The organism is Pseudoalteromonas sp. P1-25 (assembly GCF_001401805.1).
Taxonomy (GTDB): Bacteria; Pseudomonadota; Gammaproteobacteria; order Enterobacterales; family Alteromonadaceae; genus Pseudoalteromonas.
This window is the reverse complement of sequence record NZ_LKDW01000008.1, coordinates 60,979-78,621: the sequence shown is the minus strand read 5'-3', so window position 1 is coordinate 78,621 and position 17,643 is coordinate 60,979. Positions and strand designations below refer to the sequence as shown.

Below are 17,643 nucleotides of genomic sequence, written 5' to 3'. Positions count from 1 at the left end.
AATTAGTACGTTATTGTGTAAATGAAAAAATTATTTGCTGAGAATATTCTTCATTTGGTAATAAATTAGCTTTAGGAAAATCACTTCTATTTGCGGCGTTAGGCCAGTTTTGTGCCTCTAAGCATACGGCCTGGCGGGCTTTAAACGGGGAGCCTACAAAATTTGCTGTATAAAGCTGCATACCAGGTTGGGTACTTTTAAGGGTTAAATTAACGCCCGTGTGTGGCGAGGTTAATATAGCCATAGTTTTTAAGCGGCTGTCATCACTAAAAATATAGCAATGATCAAAGCCACTGCCGGCATTAAGTTGCGCATGGTGTGCACACAGTGCATCGCCAATGCGCTTAGGGTTGGTAAAATCAAAACAACTGCCCGAACCATCTTCATGATGGGCAAGCGGTATACTGTTACTATCGATAGGTAAATAGGTTGCGGTATTTATTTGCAGCAGGTGATCGTTAATGCTCTCGCTGCCTTCAAGATTAAAATAGCAGTGGTTAGTAAAGTTAACGAGGGTTTCTTTATCGGTTTTGGCTTTATAAGAAAGTATAAGCTCACCGTTACAAGCGGTTATGGTTTGCCAAACGTGTAATTGACCAGGAAAGCCTTCTTCACCATCTGCCGAGCAATAATAAAGCTCCACTTCATTACTGTTTTGTTTAGTGACTTGCCACAGTACTTTATTAAAGCCTTTTTCGCCGCCATGTAAGCTATTTGGGCCATTATTTGCTTTAAGTTGGTACTCTGTGCCTGATAATACAAAATGTGCGTTTTCAATACGATTTGCGTAGCGCCCGACTGTTGCACCTAAATAAAATGGGTTTTCTAAATAATACTGTGGGTCGCTCACTGCGAGCGTCATCTCTTGGTTATTAAACTTTATGCTTTTGATAATAGCGCCAAATGGCAATATTTCTGCAGTTAAGCTTTTACCATCGCTAAGCGTTATCACCTCTAACGGTTTATTGCCAGTTGTAGATGCCACATTCATTCTCCATAAACTACCTGCTCAACAGTACCTGTTATAGCGGTGCAACAATATATAATATAAATAGTATATAAGTAAGGAGCGTAACTCAATCAAATTACGTTAAAAAAACAGCTATAAAAATTTACAGCTGTCGCTTGTGGTTTACATAACCGCTCCTCGTTGCGTGGAGTACATACACCTAGTTAAATTAGGTGCTCGTCAAGTGCTGCGACTTCTGCCTCACTTAAATTTTGCTTAGCTTTGTTTTTAAAGTTATAACGCACTAATACCGTTTTACCCACAACACAGCATTTACCTTGCTGCCACGCCTCTTGCTTAATGGTAAAGGAGCTATTTCCTATATTCTCTACAGAGGTTTTGACAGTGACTTCGTGACCATAAAATAACTCCCCTACAAACGATGCTTCTATTTTAGCGATGATCAGTTTCCAGTCGTGTGGGTTTAGATCGGGAGTAAAAAATTTAAAAATAGGGACACGTGCGGCTTCAAACCATACTGGTAGTACGGTATTGTTAATATGTCCGAGTGCATCTGTTTCGCTAAAGCGCGGCATCACTTTTTCAATAAACATAAAAATCCAAATAATAACTAAATAAAAAGGTAAATCATGACGGACTTTATCCACGTTATTGATAACGCGTTAAGCGATGATTTTTGCGATAATTTTATTACCACATTTTCTAACAGCCCGCATGTAAAACAAGGTGTAACTTCTGGTGGTGTGGACTTAAAAAAGAAAGACAGCCACGACCTACAACTAAACGCTTACCCAGAATACGCACAACAATTAAAGCATATTCAGCAAACCACTGCACAGCATGTTTTTAACTATGTAGAAGCCCACTTTTTTATGTTAATTGGCGCATTTGGCTTAAAAGTTTACCACCCAAAAACGGGGGATGTGGTGGATTTAACACAGGATAACTTTGACGAAGTGGGCAAACCCCAACTCTCTGTTCTGGTACAGCAAATATTTAGACTTGGAAACATTCAGGCGCAAAAGTACGAAATAAATAAAGGCGGCTACCCTTACTGGCATAGTGAAGTGTATCCACAACTACAACATAATGAAGCGCTGCACCGTGTATTATTATTTATGTTTTATTTAAACGATGTAGAGGAAGGTGGCGAAACAGAGTTTTATTATCAAAAACGTAAAATTGCGCCTAAAAAAGGCACTATGGTCATTGCCCCTGGCTACTTTACGCACACCCATCGAGGTAATAAGCCGGTTTCGAACGATAAATATATATTAACGTCATGGGTGCTATTTAATCGTGCAGAGTACATATACGGTACACCTAAGAGCTAGCTCCTAAGTGATCAACCAATAAAAAAGCCATAAGGTTTTTACTTATGGCTTTTAAAATACTTGCTGGATAAGGCTTTAGCCCAATAACTCATCAAATAAATCAAATAACTTATCTAGCTCTTCGGTAGTGTTATAATGCATACAACCAATGCGCACTACACCGCCTTTATCAAGCACGCCTAATTGCTGACATAAGCCTTGTGCATAAAAGTTACCATCCCACACACAAATATGCTGTTTGCCTAAAAACTCAGACACCTCACGCGGCTCTAACCCTTCAAAGGTTAAAGCAAATGTAGGCGTACGTTCGTTTAAGCGCTCAAGGTCATCAATGCCAAATAGCTTAATACGCGGGTAATTTACTAAACGCGTTAAAAAGTACTCACTCAGCGCCATTTCGTGCTGCTTTGTTTTAGCAAACGCCGCAGTTAACTTTTCACGGCGTGTGTGGCTGTCGTCAAGTTCGCTAATTGCAGCAATGTAATCAACAGCGGCAATAAAACCAGCTAACGCTTCAAAGCTTTGCGTGCCTGTTTCCCATCTGCCTGGTGCTACATCTTTAGCTGGTTCTACTTTGTAAGGCGTAAAACCTTCAAGATGCTGTGTTTTACCGTACACCATACCTAAGTGAGGGCCAAAAAACTTATACGCTGAACAGGCCAAGAAGTCGCAACCTAGGGCCTGCACGTCAACAAGCTCATGCGGTGCATAATGCACGGCATCAACGTACACTAATGCGCCTACAGCATGAGCAAGCTCTATAATACGTTTTATATCGTTAATAGAACCTGTGGTATTTGAAGCGTAAGTTACCGCAACCAGTTTAGTATTGCTGTTTAATAAGCTTGCAAACTGCGCCATATCTAAGCTGCAATCAGTCTCGTTAATTAAAGCTGTTTGAACTTTAACGCCTTTATCTTGCGCTGCTTGCTGCCAAGACGATACATTTGAGAAGTGATCAGCGTTAGTCACAATAATCTCATCACCGGCTTGCCAATCACGTGAAATAGCGCGACTAAAGCTAAAGGTAAGGCTGGTCATGTTAGGGCCAAACACTATATTTTGTGCACTTGGCGCATTCAGTAAGTCGGCCGCTGCTTGGCGCGCATTGGCCATTAACTCAACGGTTTTATCACTTGAAAAAAACGCACCACCTAAGTTTGAGTTGTAATGCCCTAAATAAGCAGTCATTGCATTTAGAACAGACTGAGGTACTTGAGAGCCACCTGGACCATCTAAAAATATTGGCGATTTACCATCAACAGTTTGTATTAATGCAGGAAACTGCTCACGTAATTGCGCTATGTTCATGAGCACTCCTTAAGAGGTAAGTACAAAACAATCCAGGTAACCTGGCTTGCTTGCATCTACTTTGTTCATTGGCGTTGCATTGTGCCAAACTTGACGGTCGTTTATTAGTGCAAACATGCCGTCTTTAATTTCCATTTTAAAACACGGTTCGGCTTGCTTGTGTTCGTATACTAACAGCTCACCGCCTTCTAGGTTTTCGTGAGAAACACCACACACACAAACATGGTCAAAGCCATCTTGGTGCACGCCTTCAGGTGCCGCTGGCGTATCGCTATCAATAGCAAGCATTCTAAATTGATGTATTTCAATATCACGGCCTTCATCAATGCCGGTAAGCTCACAAAACTCACTTACAATGCTTTTCATACCCTCTGACTCAAGTAAGCTTTGCTCTAAGTTTTCATAAGTACGCTCAACATTACCCTGAAAGGTATTGATAGAATCGTCTTGAACAAATGCTTTGGCAGCTTGTAGTTTTAGCTCACCATTTTGAAATTTAATTACCGAGTAACGACGCTTACGAAATTCACCATCTGCATATGGATTCGCAGGTAGGTTATCAAAAGAAGGCTTAACCAAATCAATATTTGCTTGGTTAATAAAACGTAGTTGCAGTAAATTCTGGTTGTTTAATGCAGTCATAAAATCTCGCTTAAAATAATGAGAATATTAAAAGAGATTTTAATGCATATAGAAAGGAATGTTTGCTTTATTATTTATATAAAAAGTGGGTAATGGTTATATTTAATTCAATTAAAACTCATTACAGCATGAAATATTCAATTTTATTTCAACCAATAAAAAACCCGCCTAAGCGGGTTTTTTTAAAACAGATTTAAATTATACAGCTTGCTGAATAATTACGTTGTCTGCTTTTTTAGTGTACTGAGGCATACGGTGGAAGTTCAAGTAACGATATGTATCTGCAGCCGTTGCATTGATTTTCTCTGCGTATTCTTGGTACTCAGCAGGTGTAGGTAATTTACCTAAGATTGCCGCAACAGCAGCAAGTTCGGCTGATGCTAAGAATACATTTGCGCCTGTACCTAGACGGTTAGGGAAGTTACGTGTTGAGGTAGAAACAACCGTTGCTTTATCAGCAACACGTGCTTGGTTACCCATACACAGTGAACACCCTGGCGTTTCGATACGCGCACCAACACGACCAAAGATACCGTAGTAACCTTCGTCAGTGAGTTGGTCTTTATCCATCTTCGTTGGTGGAGCTACCCAAAGTTGAGTTGGGATACGACCAGTAAAGCCATCTAGTAATTTACCCGCAGCACGGAAGTGACCAATGTTAGTCATACAAGAACCGATGAATACTTCGTCGATTTTCTCGCCAGTAACATCAGAAAGTAAACGCGCATCATCTGGGTCATTTGGAGCACAAAGGATTGGCTCTTTAATTTCTGCTAGGTCGATTTCTACAACGTGCTTGTACTCTGCATCAGCATCAGCTTCCATAAGTTCTGGGTTTGCTAACCACTCTTGCATTGCTGTAATACGACGCTCGATTGTACGTACATCGCCGTAACCTTCAGAGATCATCCACTTAAGCATAACAATGTTAGACTCAAGGTATTCGCTGATAGACTCTTTAGAAAGCTTAACAGTACAACCTGCAGCTGAACGCTCTGCTGATGCATCTGATAATTCAAACGCTTGCTCAACAGTTAAGTGCTCAACACCTTCAATTTCTAGTACGCGACCAGAGAATTCGTTGATTTTACCTTTTTTCTCTACTGTTAATAAGCCTTGCTTAATACCGTAGTAAGGGATTGCGTGTACTAGGTCACGTAAAGTGATACCTGGCTGCATTTCACCTTTAAAGCGAACCAAAATAGACTCAGGCATGTCAAGTGGCATAACACCTGTTGCTGCTGCGAACGCTACTGCGCCTGAACCCGCTGGGAACGAAATACCTAATGGGAAACGTGTATGTGAGTCACCACCGGTACCTACAGTATCTGGTAATAACATACGGTTTAACCAAGAGTGAATTACACCGTCGCCAGGGCGAAGTGAAACACCGCCACGGTTCATGATGAAATCAGGAAGCGTATGGTGAGTGTTTACGTCAATTGGTTTAGGGTAAGCAGAGGTATGACAGAATGACTGCATTGTTAAATCTGCAGAGAAACCTAAACATGCTAAGTCTTTAAGCTCATCACGTGTCATAGGACCTGTAGTATCTTGCGAACCTACAGTGGTCATTTTTGGCTCACAGTATTGGCCAGGGCGAATACCTGCTACGTTACATGCTTTACCAACCATTTTTTGTGCTAGTGTAAAGCCTTTATCAGACACTTCTGTTACTGCTGGTACTTTAAATACGTCAGTCGCACCTAAACCTAAAGAGGTACGTGCTTTGTCTGTTAGACCACGACCAATGATTAGAGGAATACGGCCGCCGGCACGTACTTCATCTAAAATAACGTCTGATTTAAGTTCAAAAGTAGAGATAACGTCATCAGTACCGTGACGCTTAACTACACCTTCGTATGGGTAAATATCAATTTGATCACCCATGTTGAACTCATCAACATTTAACTCAATTGGTAACGCACCCGAATCTTCCATTGTGTTGAAGAAGATAGGCGCAATTTTGTTACCTAAACATACACCACCCACGCGCTTATTAGGTACGTATGGGATGTCATCGCCCATAAACCAAAGCACAGAGTTGGTTGCCGATTTACGAGAAGAACCCGTACCTACAACGTCACCTACGTATGCAAGCGGTAAACCTTTCGCTTTTAACTCTTCTAACTGTGAAATTGGACCAACTTCACCTGGTTTTTCAGGGTTAATACCGTCGCGCTCATTTTTCAGCATAGCTAAAGCATGAAGCGGAATATCTGGACGTGACCATGCATCTGGTGCAGGTGATAAATCATCTGTATTTGTTTCACCCGTTACTTTAAATACTGTAACAGAGATTTTTTCAGCAACGGCTGGCTTGTTAGTAAACCATTCTGCATCTGCCCAAGATTGGATAATCTTTTTAGCATGCTCATTACCTGCTTTTGCTTTTTCTTCTACGTCATAAAATGCATCAAACATTAATAATGTGTTTGATAGACCTTTTACAGCGATAGGCGCAAGTGTTTCGTCATCAAGTAGCTCAATCATTGGGGCGATGTTGTAACCACCTAGCATTGTACCTAATAGTTCTGCTGCTTTTTCTTTAGATACTAATGGAGATTGTGCTTCGCCTTTAGCAACTGCCGCTAAAAAGCCTGCTTTGATGTATGCTGCATCATCAACACCTGGTGGTACACGGTTGACGAGTAAATCTAAGATGAACTCTTCTTCGCCCGCTGGCGGGTTTTTAATTAGTTCAATAAGATCAGCCGTTTGCTGAGCATCTAATGGCGCTGGTACGATACCTAACGCGGCACGTTCTTCTACGTGTTTACGATATTCTTGTAGCACAATATTGCCCTCTTGGTGACGTGAAAGTATTCGGTAGCGCCTCATGCGCAAAAAAAGTAACCCAATACTTATAGTATTCTAACGCGGGATTATAAAGCTTTTATGTATAGATGAAAATCCATCCAGCTAAGCAACTGATTATACCGACTATAAATATTATGAATAGTGGTGAGCGCAAATTCTATTTTCGTGAATGTTTGTTAAGTAATAATCATTCTTGTTTAATCTGATTAATATTGCATATGCTGTTTTAAAGGCATAAAAAAACCCAGCACTAAGCTGGGTTTTTAAAATAAAGTAAGTAACTATTAACGCTTAACTTTTACACGTTCAATAGATTTTACATGTGCTTCTACACGACGGTTTTCAGCGTGGGCTTCTTTCGTGTTAGCTGTATTTTTAAGACGTTCTTCACCTAGACCAACAGTTGTAATGCGATCTTCAGCAATACCATCTTTAATTAGCTCTTGTGCTACATCATCAGCACGCTTTTTAGAAAGCATCTTGTTGTAGTTTGCATTACCTACCGCTGACGCGTGGCCTTCAAGTAGTACAGTTGTATCTTCGTGCTCTTTTAAAAACTCAGATACTGATGCGATGTCGTCAAAGTAACGTTGACCAACTTGTGCAGAATCATGTGGGAAAGTAACTAATAAGCTAGTTGTTACTTCACGGTCTTCGTATAAAGTACAGCCATCGCCATCAACAGCGTCTGTCATTGGCGTATTAGGACACTTATCATCTTTGTCTAAGATGTTATCGTTATCGCTGTCTTTAGGTTCAACAGGAACCTCTACCACTGTGGTAGGTGCTGGTTCTACCGGCTGTGCAGGCATAGAGTTTTGGCCAAATAAGTAGTTAATACCAATTTTAGCGCCTACATCTGTGTAACCTTTATCAAGACCTTGATATACCGCAGTTTCAGCGTTTACGAAAAAGCCATCAGTAATAAAGTGTTGGTAACCAACACCTGCGTTTAAGAATGTGTTGTCATCTACTACGTCCATTTCTTTAATACCGAATAGACCGTAGAAAGGACCGCCGTCAAGGTGGTAAAGTGCATCAATACCGTAACGCTCGCCGTCGATATTATTACGATTGCCCGCAGCTTTATCGAACGCGTTAAAGTCCATATCTGCATACTCAAGGCGTGCGCTCCAGTAATCGCTGAAACGGTAACCTGCTTCTACACCCCAACCAGTTGACTCGTTTACGTCAAGACCAGCTTGAGCGCGCATGTTTTCCCATGACGCATCATAGTAGTCACCAAATGCACCAATGTAGAAACCTTCTTCTTTATCAGCAGCGAATGTAGACGCGCTAGTTGCAGCTAACGCAATTGCAATTGTAAGTGATTTTAATTTCATTGTTTTCTTCCCATTTTAACAACTTAGAAAATTGTAGCTAATCAATACTAGCTCAACCAGTTTTGTACACACTACCCGAGCTTTTGTTAATCGATACTTAACGAAAAATAAAGTTTATAAATTTTTTCAACGATCTACAGGCATTCCAACCACCAATTGTAGGTTAAGTAAAAATTTTTACCTAATCTGCAATTAATAAATTAGGGTAATTTATTAATAGTTACTGTTTGTGAATGCGCACAATACCACTGAGCGCCTAACTGCTCAATCATTGTACACTGCATTATTTAAAAATGACTATTTATAATCAAAAACTTACAATTAATTACAATACTTAAGTACCGCAAAAAGTTTGATAGCCCTTGTCATCTTTACCTGTCTCTTGAAAGCGGGCTAAATTAGCTGTTTTATCATAGGGCTTACTCATCACCGTTAAGAAGTCGCTTAGCAGATCGCTCTCGCCGTATTGATTATATTGTGCAAGGATTTCTTCGACGATGTGATTACGTGGAATAACCCTTGGGTTGGCCGCTCTCATTAGGTTGTAGCTGTTTTCATCACACCTTTTTTGCCATAACTGGGCCCATTGCGTTAATTCATCTGGCACTTTGCCACCATTTAGTGACTCGGTAAGGGCATCAAAGGTATTGGTATAATCGAGCTTATGCTCTTGGAATAACAATAATAACTTACTTACAAGCTCCACATCGTCTTCGTGATAACCTGCTAAGCCTAATTTTTGTGCCCACATTTGATTATATTGCTCGTTAAATAACGTAGAAAACTGATTAATTAGCGGCGTCATTAAACTTACAGCTTGTTCGTCATCTTCATCTATCAGCGGTATTAGGCTCTCGGCTAAACGCGCGCAGTTCCAACTTACAATATTTGGCTGATTACCATAGGCATAGCGACCTTGCTTATCAATTGAGCTAAACACGGTATCAAAATCAAATGTATTCATCATTGCGCACGGGCCGTAGTCGATAGTTTCGCCGCTTACAAGTGTGTTGTCAGTGTTCATAACGCCATGAATAAACCCCACTCGCATCCAGCTAATAACCAGTGCTAGCTGACTATTTATAACGGCTGCTAAAAAGTCTAAATAACGCTGTGCGCCTGTTGACTGAATACTTGGGTAATGGCGTTCAATGGCTGCATCAGCTAGTTTTTTTAATCCCTCTACATCACCTTGGGTTGCTAAATACTGAAACGAGCCAACGCGAATATGACTACTTGCTAAGCGAGTCACAATTGCGCCTGGTTGCGGTGGATTACGATAAACGGCTTCGCCTGTGCCAACAACAGCCAAACACCGCGTAGTTTTAATTCCTAACCCATGCATAGCTTCGCTCATGATATACTCACGAATAGCGGGACCTAGTGCACATCGTCCATCGCCTCCTCTTGAAAAAGGAGTGGCCCCTGAGCCTTTTAGCTGAATATCCCACAGCTGACTTTTATCATCGCTGATAGCACCCAGTAAGTGCGCTCGCCCATCACCCAAGCGCGGCGAAAAGTGCCCAAACTGGTGCCCAGAATAGCCAAGCGCTACAGCACTTACCGGTTGTGGCTCGTTACCAGCAAAAGTACTAGCGCGCAGCGCAGGCTCAACATCTATATTAAACTGCTGTGCTAACGCTTCATTCCATAAAAGCAATTGCGCGGCTGCAACGCTTGATGGACTGTCCTCTATTGCGAAGTTATCTGCTATGTCTGCGTATCTTGGCACTAGTTTCATGGTTAATCCTCTGTTTGTTGGCTTATGCCTACGCGATTGTCGCCCACGCTGTAAGCCACAATTAAGCTAAGTTCTTGCAGGCTCAAACCACTTTGCTTTTGCATTTCGTTAAAAAACGCTTGTGCGGCAGTGAGGGATTTTTTAGTTTGCAGGCCGCCATCGATAATTTTGTGCGCTCTTAGGTAGCTTTCTACATCTCGCGAAAGTAAAAAAGTATCTTTACCAAGCGCTCTTAAGGCATACGGGCCAGTATTTCCACCCAAACGTGCGCCGTGTTTTTTTAAATATGCCCATAAACCAATAATGTCATCGTTTGGCCAGTTAGCTACAAACTTGCTAAAACTGCCATGTTGCTGAGCTATTTCGTGGATCATGTAGGCATTTTCAGGAATTGTTTTTACCTTTTTATAATTACGAATAATGCGCTCATCCGTTGCTTTTTGCTCAAGCATATCGGGCGGCATCATAAGTAATTTATCAACACTAAACTGCCAAAAAACCTCTCTAAAACCCGGCCATTTACTGTTTATTACCGACCAGTAAAACCCGCTTTGAAATACTTTTCGGGTAAATTCTTCAAGCCAATCGTCGTCACTTAATGCGCTTAATGCTTTTTTAGATAAGGGTTTTGCGATTAATAACTTAAGCATTTTTTCAGAGCCTTTTCGCTCTACAGCTCGCTTATAAATATCGCTAAATTTTTCCATACTTATTAAATACCTCATCACTGCTCATAGGGTTAGTTTACGAGAAAAGCAGCCAATACGTAACCACCCACATTTTCGATGAACTAATCTGTATCCTGCAACTTGACACCTAGACGGCTAAAATGTTTTAATCGTCGCAATTACCCTATTTAAATTGTATTTTGTTAAACCTTTTGCGGTTAAACAAAATACAAAGGGCTAGAAGAGGTGCGTTATTCAGGTAGCGTATGTTAGGAGCGCAAACTCCAGTGAGCATATGTGAGGGGAATACCGCCGAGAGGTAAACGCTTTTGCGAGGCAATTACTTCGGGCGACTAGGTTGAATCCTAGCGACTGTCACCAATAGCTGTTTTAAAGCAGCTTATTAGTTTGGTGGAGAGCTTCTGGTCTTAAATAATAAGGCCGTGCGCCCTATTATTTTAAGCCCATTCGCTCTTCGAATACTGTTCGAACGACGTTAATGCGGCTCACATCATACAGCCTCCTTAATATCTCGAACACCTTATAGGTTCGTAAGAGATGATTCACAACTTCAATTTAGACGACTACGCACTGTGGACAGCGCTTGTTACGCCGTTTGATCAACAAGGTAATGTTGACTACGACACGCTCACAACACTTGTTAGCGAACAAGAAGCGGCACAAAACGGTATTTTACTGCTTGGTAGTACAGGTGAAGGCTTAGCCCTTACGCTTAAAGAGCAGCAAGGCATTGTTGAGCACGTGTGCCAATTAAAGCCCAGTGTACCGCTTATGGTTGCTGTAGGCGGTAGCAATTTAGCCCAACAAAAAGAATGGGTTAGCTATTGTAATCAGCTACCTATTCACAGTTACTTACTAGGCTCGCCGCTTTATGCTAAACCAGGTGCTGTAGGTCAAACACATTGGTACGAAAGCTTATTAAGCGAAAGCGCGCATCCGTGTATGTTGTACAACGTACCTGGGCGCAGCGGTGTAAGCATTCCTATCGAAACCATTGAAAACTTAAAAGCGCACCCAAACTTGTGGGCGTTAAAAGAAGCCAGTGGCAACATCACCCAATTCGAAGCATACCGTCAAGCCGCGCCTAATTTAGCGCTATACAGTGGCGACGATGCACTTATGCCCTACTTTGCCCAAGCAGGTGCAAAAGGCTTGGTTTCGGTTGCGGCCAATGCATGGCCCTTGCAAACACACGAGTTTGTAAGGCGCAGCCTAAGCGGTCAACACCCCAATTTATTTGCTCAGTGGACCCGGGCTATCAATAGCCTATTTGCTGTAGCAAACCCTATTCCCGTTAAAGTGCTAATGCACCAGCAAGGGCGTTTAAATAGCCCACTGTTGCGTCCACCTTTAACGCATCTTGAGTTAACGCAAACCGATTGCATTACCACTGCAAACGACACCATTTTATCTTGGCATTAAACACAGGTTTTTATAATGAGCTGGTTAGAACTACTAAATAATTTAGAATCGGGCGCAGTACGCGCAGCATCACAAAACGAAAGCGGCCAATGGGAAGCTAACGTAAAAGTAAAACAAGGCATTTTAGAAGCCTTTAAAAATGGCACTAACACTGAGTTTGCAGGTGGCTTTGTAGATAAGCATAACCTTGCACCACAAGAATTTAGCACTGAAGATGGCGTGCGTATGGTACCAGGTGGCACCAGTGTTCGCCGTGGTGCATACGTAGCTAAAGGCACGATTATTATGCCACCAGCGTACGTAAATATTGGCGCATACATCGACGAAGGCACTATGGTTGATAGCCACGCATTAGTGGGCTCGTGTGCACAAGTGGGTAAAAATGTACATTTAAGTGCAGCTGTTCAACTTGGTGGTGTGTTAGAGCCAATCGGTGCTAGCCCAGTCGTGGTTGAAGACGATGCGTTTATTGGCGCAGGCTGCGTGATAGTAGAAGGTGTAGTGGTTAAAAAAGGCGCGGTACTTGCACCAGGTGTGCGCTTATCAGCAACCATTCCAGTATACGACTGCGTAAACGAGCGCCAGCTTGAAAAAGGCGAGCCAATTCCAGAATACGCAATTGTAATACCAGGCTCTCGCCCAGCGTCTAACGAATGGGCTCGTGAGCAAGACCTAAGCATGTCGTGTGCGTTAATTGTTAAATACCGCGACGAGCAAAGCGATGCATCATTATTGCTAGAAGAGGTTTTACGATAATGAGCTTTTTGAGCACGCCAATCAAAAACGCTGTTAATACGCTTACACAGCAACTTGATACCCCTTTTTTCGTTTACGACTTAGATAAACTAAACGCACACCTTGCGCGTTTAGTTGCGCAAACCGATGTAAAGCTTTGGTATGCAGTAAAAGCGAACCCGCTCTCTAAGGTTATTCAATGCCTAGACAACGCCGGATTTAACTTTGACGTAGCAAGTAAAGGTGAGCTTGAACAAGTCCTTGCACAAGGTATTAGTTCGCAGCGCGTGCTCAACACAGGGCCTGCAAAGAGCCCTAAACAAATTAAACACTTTATTGAGCGCGGCGTACGTATATTTGTTGCCGAAAGCCTCAATCAAGTACATTGGTTAAACCAACAAGCGCAGCTGCAAAATACGCAGTTGCAAGTTTTATTGCGTGTGCAACTACGCTGGCCTGAAGGTGAAAAAAATCCACTAGGGGGTGACAGCCTAACTCCGTTTGGGCTTGGCTGCGATGAATGGCAAGCACTCAATACTGGCGATTACCCAGCCCTAAGCTTTGATGGCCTACATATTTTCCAGTGGGGCAACATGCTTAGCACGCAAAAGCTAAGCGAGCTGTGGTCGCAAATGATTGCACCGCTTACAGCCCTTGCCAGTAACCTAAATGTAAACCTGAAAATTTTAGACTTAGGCGGCGGTTTAGGTATTCCTTACATACCAAACGATGCAACACTTGAGTGGAATGAATTAATCACCGCACTGGCAAAAATTAAAAAAGGCGCAGGTGTAGACGAGCTTTGGATGGAGCTTGGCCGCTATGCTGTAGGCGAATGCGGTCATTACGCTAACCCCGTTGTTGAGTGCAAACAAAACTACGGGCAACAGCAAGTTATTTTAACCGGTGGTATTAACCACTTATTACGCCCAGCAGTTACAAGCCAAGACTTTCCTGCAGCGCTACTACGCGAATCAACGGCGCCCGAACAAGCAATGAGCTTATATGGCCCATTATGTACTGCCCTTGATTGCTTGGGCGAGCATACCCTACCAAGCGATTTAAACGAGCAAGACTGGCTGGTGTTTAGCCAATGTGGCGCCTATGGTTTTACCGAAAGCATGCCCTTTTTTTTATGCCATGAGCTAGCTGCAGAATACGTATTACAAAATGGCGAGCTCACGTGTGTACGCCAAGCTGAAGATGCTAGCCACTACCTAAGGTAATAAATATGAGCATAACAACCCCCATCAGCCAAGAAAACATAGTAGTTGGAGAAGTGGCAAACGGCTTACCGCTCACCATTCCTGTGTATCGCTTAAAAGGTGATGGCAGCGGGCCAAGCGTGTATATTCAAGCAAATATGCACGGCGCCGAGGTACAAGGTAACGCGGTTATTTTTCAGCTGTTAGAGCAATTAAAACAACTCAATTTAAAAGGCGACATTACCTTAGTGCCTTACGCTAATCCTATTGGTTGTAATCAAAAATCAGGGGAGTTTACCCTTGGGCGATTCGACCCAATTACTGGCACTAACTGGAACCGCATGTATCACTACAATAGTGATTTAGTGACTCAGTTTGCCAAAGATCATAGCCACTACGACGATGCAGCTTTAAAAAATCATTTTAAACAGGCTTTGGTTGATGAAATAGACACAAAACTCAACGGCCCAGCTTATTTACTTAATACCGGTAAACGCATTGCGCTTAACCTACAAAAACTTGCGCACCAAGCCGACATAGTCCTTGATTTACACACGGGGCCTATTTCAAGTAAGCACCTGTACTGTCCAACCTATGCAACCGACAGTGCTCGCTATTTTAATATTGAACATGTGCTGCTTATTCCAAGCGACTTTGATGGTGCAATGGATGAAGCCAGTTTTTGCCCCTGGTGGCACCTAAGTGATGCACTGAGTGCGCAAGATAGGGACTTCAATGTACAGGTTGAAGCCTTTACAGTAGAACTTGGTAGCCAAGAAAAAATAGATTTACAAGAAGCACTCAACGATGCAAACAGCATTTTAAGCTATTTGAACCATAAAAATGTATTGGTAGATGCAGCGCATCAACCTAAGCAGATGACCCGTTATGCGTGCCATTTAGATGACTACTTTGCTTATTATGCCCCTATTGGCGGCATGGTTGAATATGTAGCCCCTCTAGGTGGGCATATTAAAGCAGGTGAGCCCATTGCACATGTATTACGAATGGAGCGCTACTTGAGTGAGCAACCATTACAAACGCTAAGCCTTGATTGCGATGCTGTCGCTATTTTGCATTTTGCCTCGGCAAGCGTAAACCAAGGCACAGAGCTTTATAAGTTTTTTACTAACGTATTTGAGTTATAACGCATCGCGCTATAACTCCCCCTTCTCATTGCGTGAGAGTAAGTTAACTAACTTACTCTATAAGCGGCTATATGCCGCTTTTTTTGATCTGTGATAACACTGTAAACGTAAAGTAACTAATTAAGTGTAAATTCAGTGAAAGTTCACCGTTACATATGTAAAAACACGTTATAATTTATAAATCTCCCCTACTCTCAAAGGAAAAACAATGAGCTGGCGTTATTGGATAGTAGTTACGGCTTTACTTAGCACACCCTCTTTTGCCCAAGAAGAGGTACAAGAAAACGAACAAGATAACGATATTGAATTGGTTAAACAGTGTATTTTAAATGAGGTAATTGGCGGTGATGGAAAACAAACGCTCTATGAACTTCGTGAAAAATGCTCATCACTTGAAGAAGAAAAGCAACTTACTGCGCTGGATAAACGCAAAGCGCGCGAAGAAGTAAGTAAAAAAAACCGAAATGTAATTACACCACATAAACGTAATTACATTTTACCTTTGTCGTATGTATCGCACCCTAACGATCGCCCGTTTGATGGCTTTGACGAACTAACCGATGAGCAAGATGGCGAGCCACTTGATAACCTAGAGGCTAAATACCAGCTTTCTATAAAGGTTCCATTATATGATGACTTTTCAGATGACGACCAAGCCATCTTTTTTGGCTTTACTTTGCAGTCGTATTGGCAGATTTATAACTCAGAGATTTCTTCTCCGTTTCGTGAAACCAACTATGAGCCAGAAATTTTCTGGGTAAATTACCTAGACCAAGAAAACGTACTTTGGGGCGACGAAATGGCCATAGCGCTGGGTATTTCGCACCAATCTAATGGCCGCAGCCAGCCAAACTCTCGTTCATGGAACCGAGTTTATGCCAATTTCATTTGGGAAAACGAAGGCTTTGTATTTAGTTTCAAACCTTGGTATCGCATTGCCGAGGATGAAAAAGACAATATATTAGAAGCCGATGGCGACGACAATCCTGATATTTACAAATACATGGGTTACTTTGAATTTAGCGGTGCCTACCGCTATCATGATCATGAGTTTAGCTTTATGACACGTAATAATTTAAATTCAGATAACCGTGGTGCAATTCAGTTAGATTGGTCATTCCCGCTTTGGGGTCGTTTACGTGGTTACGCCCAGTACTTTAACGGTTACGGCGAAAGCCTGATTGATTACAACGCCGATATTGAGCGTGTTGGCGTGGGTATATTACTTACCGATTTACTTTAATTTATTAATACACCATAAAAAAAGCCAAGCCCTTTTATAAAGTGCTTGGCATTTTTATTAAAGCGTTACTCGTTATTTTTTAACGGCAAACACCCCTTCAAACTCTGCAACAACATCGCTGCCATCAAATATAGTAACAGGTACTACGTAGCTTGCTTTGCCTGTTGTTTCCAGCTCACTTAGCTTACCTTTACAGGTTTGCACATCAACACAACCGCGTGGGTCGGTATTAAGTGGTTTTAAGTATTTTATAGTGGCATCGGCTAATACAATATTACCCTCAAGCCCTGCCTCTTTAAGCGCTAAGTACGTTGCGCCCCAACCTGTTAAGGTTGCTAAGCTGTATATAGAGCCTGCAAACATAGTGTTGTGTAAGTTTAAGTTAGCGTCTAAATCTGCACGCGTTGTAAACTGCCAATCTGTGTAGCTTTCTACTTTTATACCCATTGCATCACTAATTGGGATTGATTCACGCCAAATATTTTGCAGTACTTGCGTCCAATCAGGGTGGCGAAACCAACCCGGCTCACTAGGCTTTTGCTTAATCATTTTGAAATGTTGAACATCGCCATACGCTAAATGGGCTTTTTCTTTTAGCTCATAGCCGTGGCGCTTATAAAACTCAAGCGCACGCTCGCGAGCAAATAACACTAATTCGCCTGCGTTTTGGGTCCATGCTATTTTTTCAAGCTCGTGTAATAAACGGCTACCAATATGCTGGTTACGGTTACCTTCGGCTACGGCCATATAACGTACTTGCGCTTGCTCATGGTTGTTAAAGTGTAAACGGGCCACACCAAGCACATCACCGTTGTTATTTTTTATAAAGCGATGCTCTGAGTCTTGTTCCATATCATCTTGTTCAGAGCCACGAGGCTCATTCCAAGGCGCACGTAGTACTTCCCAACGTAATTGATAGTATGCTTGCCAGTCTTCGCTGCTCTGCGGTGTAGTTACTTGAAACATATATACTCCTGTTGTTTTGCCGTAAATAAAAAATAAAGGCTACGGCATGTAATCCAACTGAATAACTCTTTAAC

Annotated in this window: 15 protein-coding genes and 1 riboswitch; of the genes, 6 read left to right on the top strand and 9 right to left on the bottom strand. The window is 42.1% G+C overall.

The features are described 5' to 3' along the window. Positions 1-10 precede the first annotated feature (10 nt). Both AN393_RS07365 and AN393_RS07360 read right to left on the bottom strand, forming a co-directional pair. Positions 11-991, bottom strand: a complete 981-nt coding sequence (locus tag AN393_RS07365) for an aldose epimerase family protein (RefSeq protein WP_055017736.1) — start codon at positions 989-991, stop codon at positions 11-13. A 182-nt stretch (positions 992-1,173) separates the two neighbouring features. Then, positions 1,174-1,563: a thioesterase family protein gene (locus AN393_RS07360; protein WP_055017735.1), complete on the bottom strand. Its 390-nt coding sequence runs from the start codon at positions 1,561-1,563 to the stop codon at positions 1,174-1,176. A 36-nt stretch (positions 1,564-1,599) separates the two neighbouring features. Between AN393_RS07360 and AN393_RS07355 the strand changes: the two genes are divergently transcribed. Then, entirely contained in the window at positions 1,600-2,304 is a 705-nt protein-coding gene (locus AN393_RS07355; RefSeq protein ID WP_055015626.1) for a 2OG-Fe(II) oxygenase, read from the top strand. A 75-nt stretch (positions 2,305-2,379) separates the two neighbouring features. On the opposite strand, the gene AN393_RS07350 is transcribed toward AN393_RS07355, so the two are convergent. From AN393_RS07350 to AN393_RS07325, 6 genes are all read right to left on the bottom strand, one after another. Next, positions 2,380-3,615 carry a cysteine desulfurase-like protein gene (locus tag AN393_RS07350; protein WP_055015627.1) on the bottom strand — a complete coding sequence of 412 codons (1,236 nt, stop codon included), beginning with the start codon at positions 3,613-3,615 and terminating at the stop codon, positions 2,380-2,382. A 9-nt stretch (positions 3,616-3,624) separates the two neighbouring features. Continuing rightward, entirely contained in the window at positions 3,625-4,257 is a 633-nt protein-coding gene (locus AN393_RS07345; protein ID WP_055015628.1) for a 2OG-Fe dioxygenase family protein, read from the bottom strand. Positions 4,258-4,455: 198 nt separating this feature from the next. Beyond that, on the bottom strand, positions 4,456-7,053 hold the full coding sequence (gene acnB, locus AN393_RS07340) for a bifunctional aconitate hydratase 2/2-methylisocitrate dehydratase (RefSeq protein ID WP_055017734.1): 2,598 nt from the start codon (positions 7,051-7,053) through the stop codon (positions 4,456-4,458). Between the two features lie 308 nt (positions 7,054-7,361). Beyond that, entirely contained in the window at positions 7,362-8,420 is a 1,059-nt protein-coding gene (locus AN393_RS07335; protein ID WP_055017733.1) for an OmpA family protein, read from the bottom strand. A gap of 334 nt (positions 8,421-8,754) precedes the next feature. After that, positions 8,755-10,161 (bottom strand): YdiU family protein, encoded by a 1,407-nt coding sequence (locus AN393_RS07330; RefSeq protein WP_055017732.1) that lies wholly within the window; start codon positions 10,159-10,161, stop codon positions 8,755-8,757. Positions 10,162-10,163: 2 nt separating this feature from the next. Then, on the bottom strand, positions 10,164-10,868 hold the full coding sequence (locus AN393_RS07325) for a DNA-3-methyladenine glycosylase I (RefSeq protein ID WP_055015632.1): 705 nt from the start codon (positions 10,866-10,868) through the stop codon (positions 10,164-10,166). A gap of 194 nt (positions 10,869-11,062) precedes the next feature. Beyond that, positions 11,063-11,259: riboswitch (Lysine riboswitch) on the top strand. Positions 11,260-11,387: 128 nt separating this feature from the next. On the opposite strand from AN393_RS07325, the gene dapA reads away from it, so the two are divergent. The 5 genes from dapA to AN393_RS07300 all read left to right on the top strand — a co-directional run bounded on the left by dapA (position 11,388) and on the right by AN393_RS07300 (position 16,603). Further along, complete coding sequence (gene dapA / locus AN393_RS07320; RefSeq protein WP_055015633.1) at positions 11,388-12,272, top strand: 4-hydroxy-tetrahydrodipicolinate synthase; 885 nt, start codon at positions 11,388-11,390, stop codon at positions 12,270-12,272. Positions 12,273-12,287: 15 nt separating this feature from the next. Further along, positions 12,288-13,028, top strand: a complete 741-nt coding sequence (locus AN393_RS07315) for a 2,3,4,5-tetrahydropyridine-2,6-dicarboxylate N-succinyltransferase (RefSeq protein ID WP_055017731.1) — start codon at positions 12,288-12,290, stop codon at positions 13,026-13,028. Continuing rightward, on the top strand, positions 13,028-14,233 hold the full coding sequence (locus AN393_RS07310) for a PLP-dependent decarboxylase (protein ID WP_055017730.1): 1,206 nt from the start codon (positions 13,028-13,030) through the stop codon (positions 14,231-14,233). Before AN393_RS07315 ends, AN393_RS07310 begins: the two co-directional genes overlap by 1 nt. Before the next feature lie 5 nt (positions 14,234-14,238). Continuing rightward, complete coding sequence (locus tag AN393_RS07305) at positions 14,239-15,360, top strand: succinylglutamate desuccinylase/aspartoacylase family protein (RefSeq protein ID WP_055015636.1); 1,122 nt, start codon at positions 14,239-14,241, stop codon at positions 15,358-15,360. Between the two features lie 208 nt (positions 15,361-15,568). Continuing rightward, a complete protein-coding gene (locus AN393_RS07300; protein WP_055017729.1) occupies positions 15,569-16,603 on the top strand; it encodes a phospholipase A in 1,035 nt (344 codons plus the stop codon). Positions 16,604-16,675: 72 nt separating this feature from the next. On the opposite strand, the gene AN393_RS07295 is transcribed toward AN393_RS07300, so the two are convergent. Continuing rightward, positions 16,676-17,569: a bifunctional GNAT family N-acetyltransferase/hotdog fold thioesterase gene (locus tag AN393_RS07295; protein ID WP_024032005.1), complete on the bottom strand. Its 894-nt coding sequence runs from the start codon at positions 17,567-17,569 to the stop codon at positions 16,676-16,678. Between the last annotated feature and the right edge of the window lie 74 nt (positions 17,570-17,643).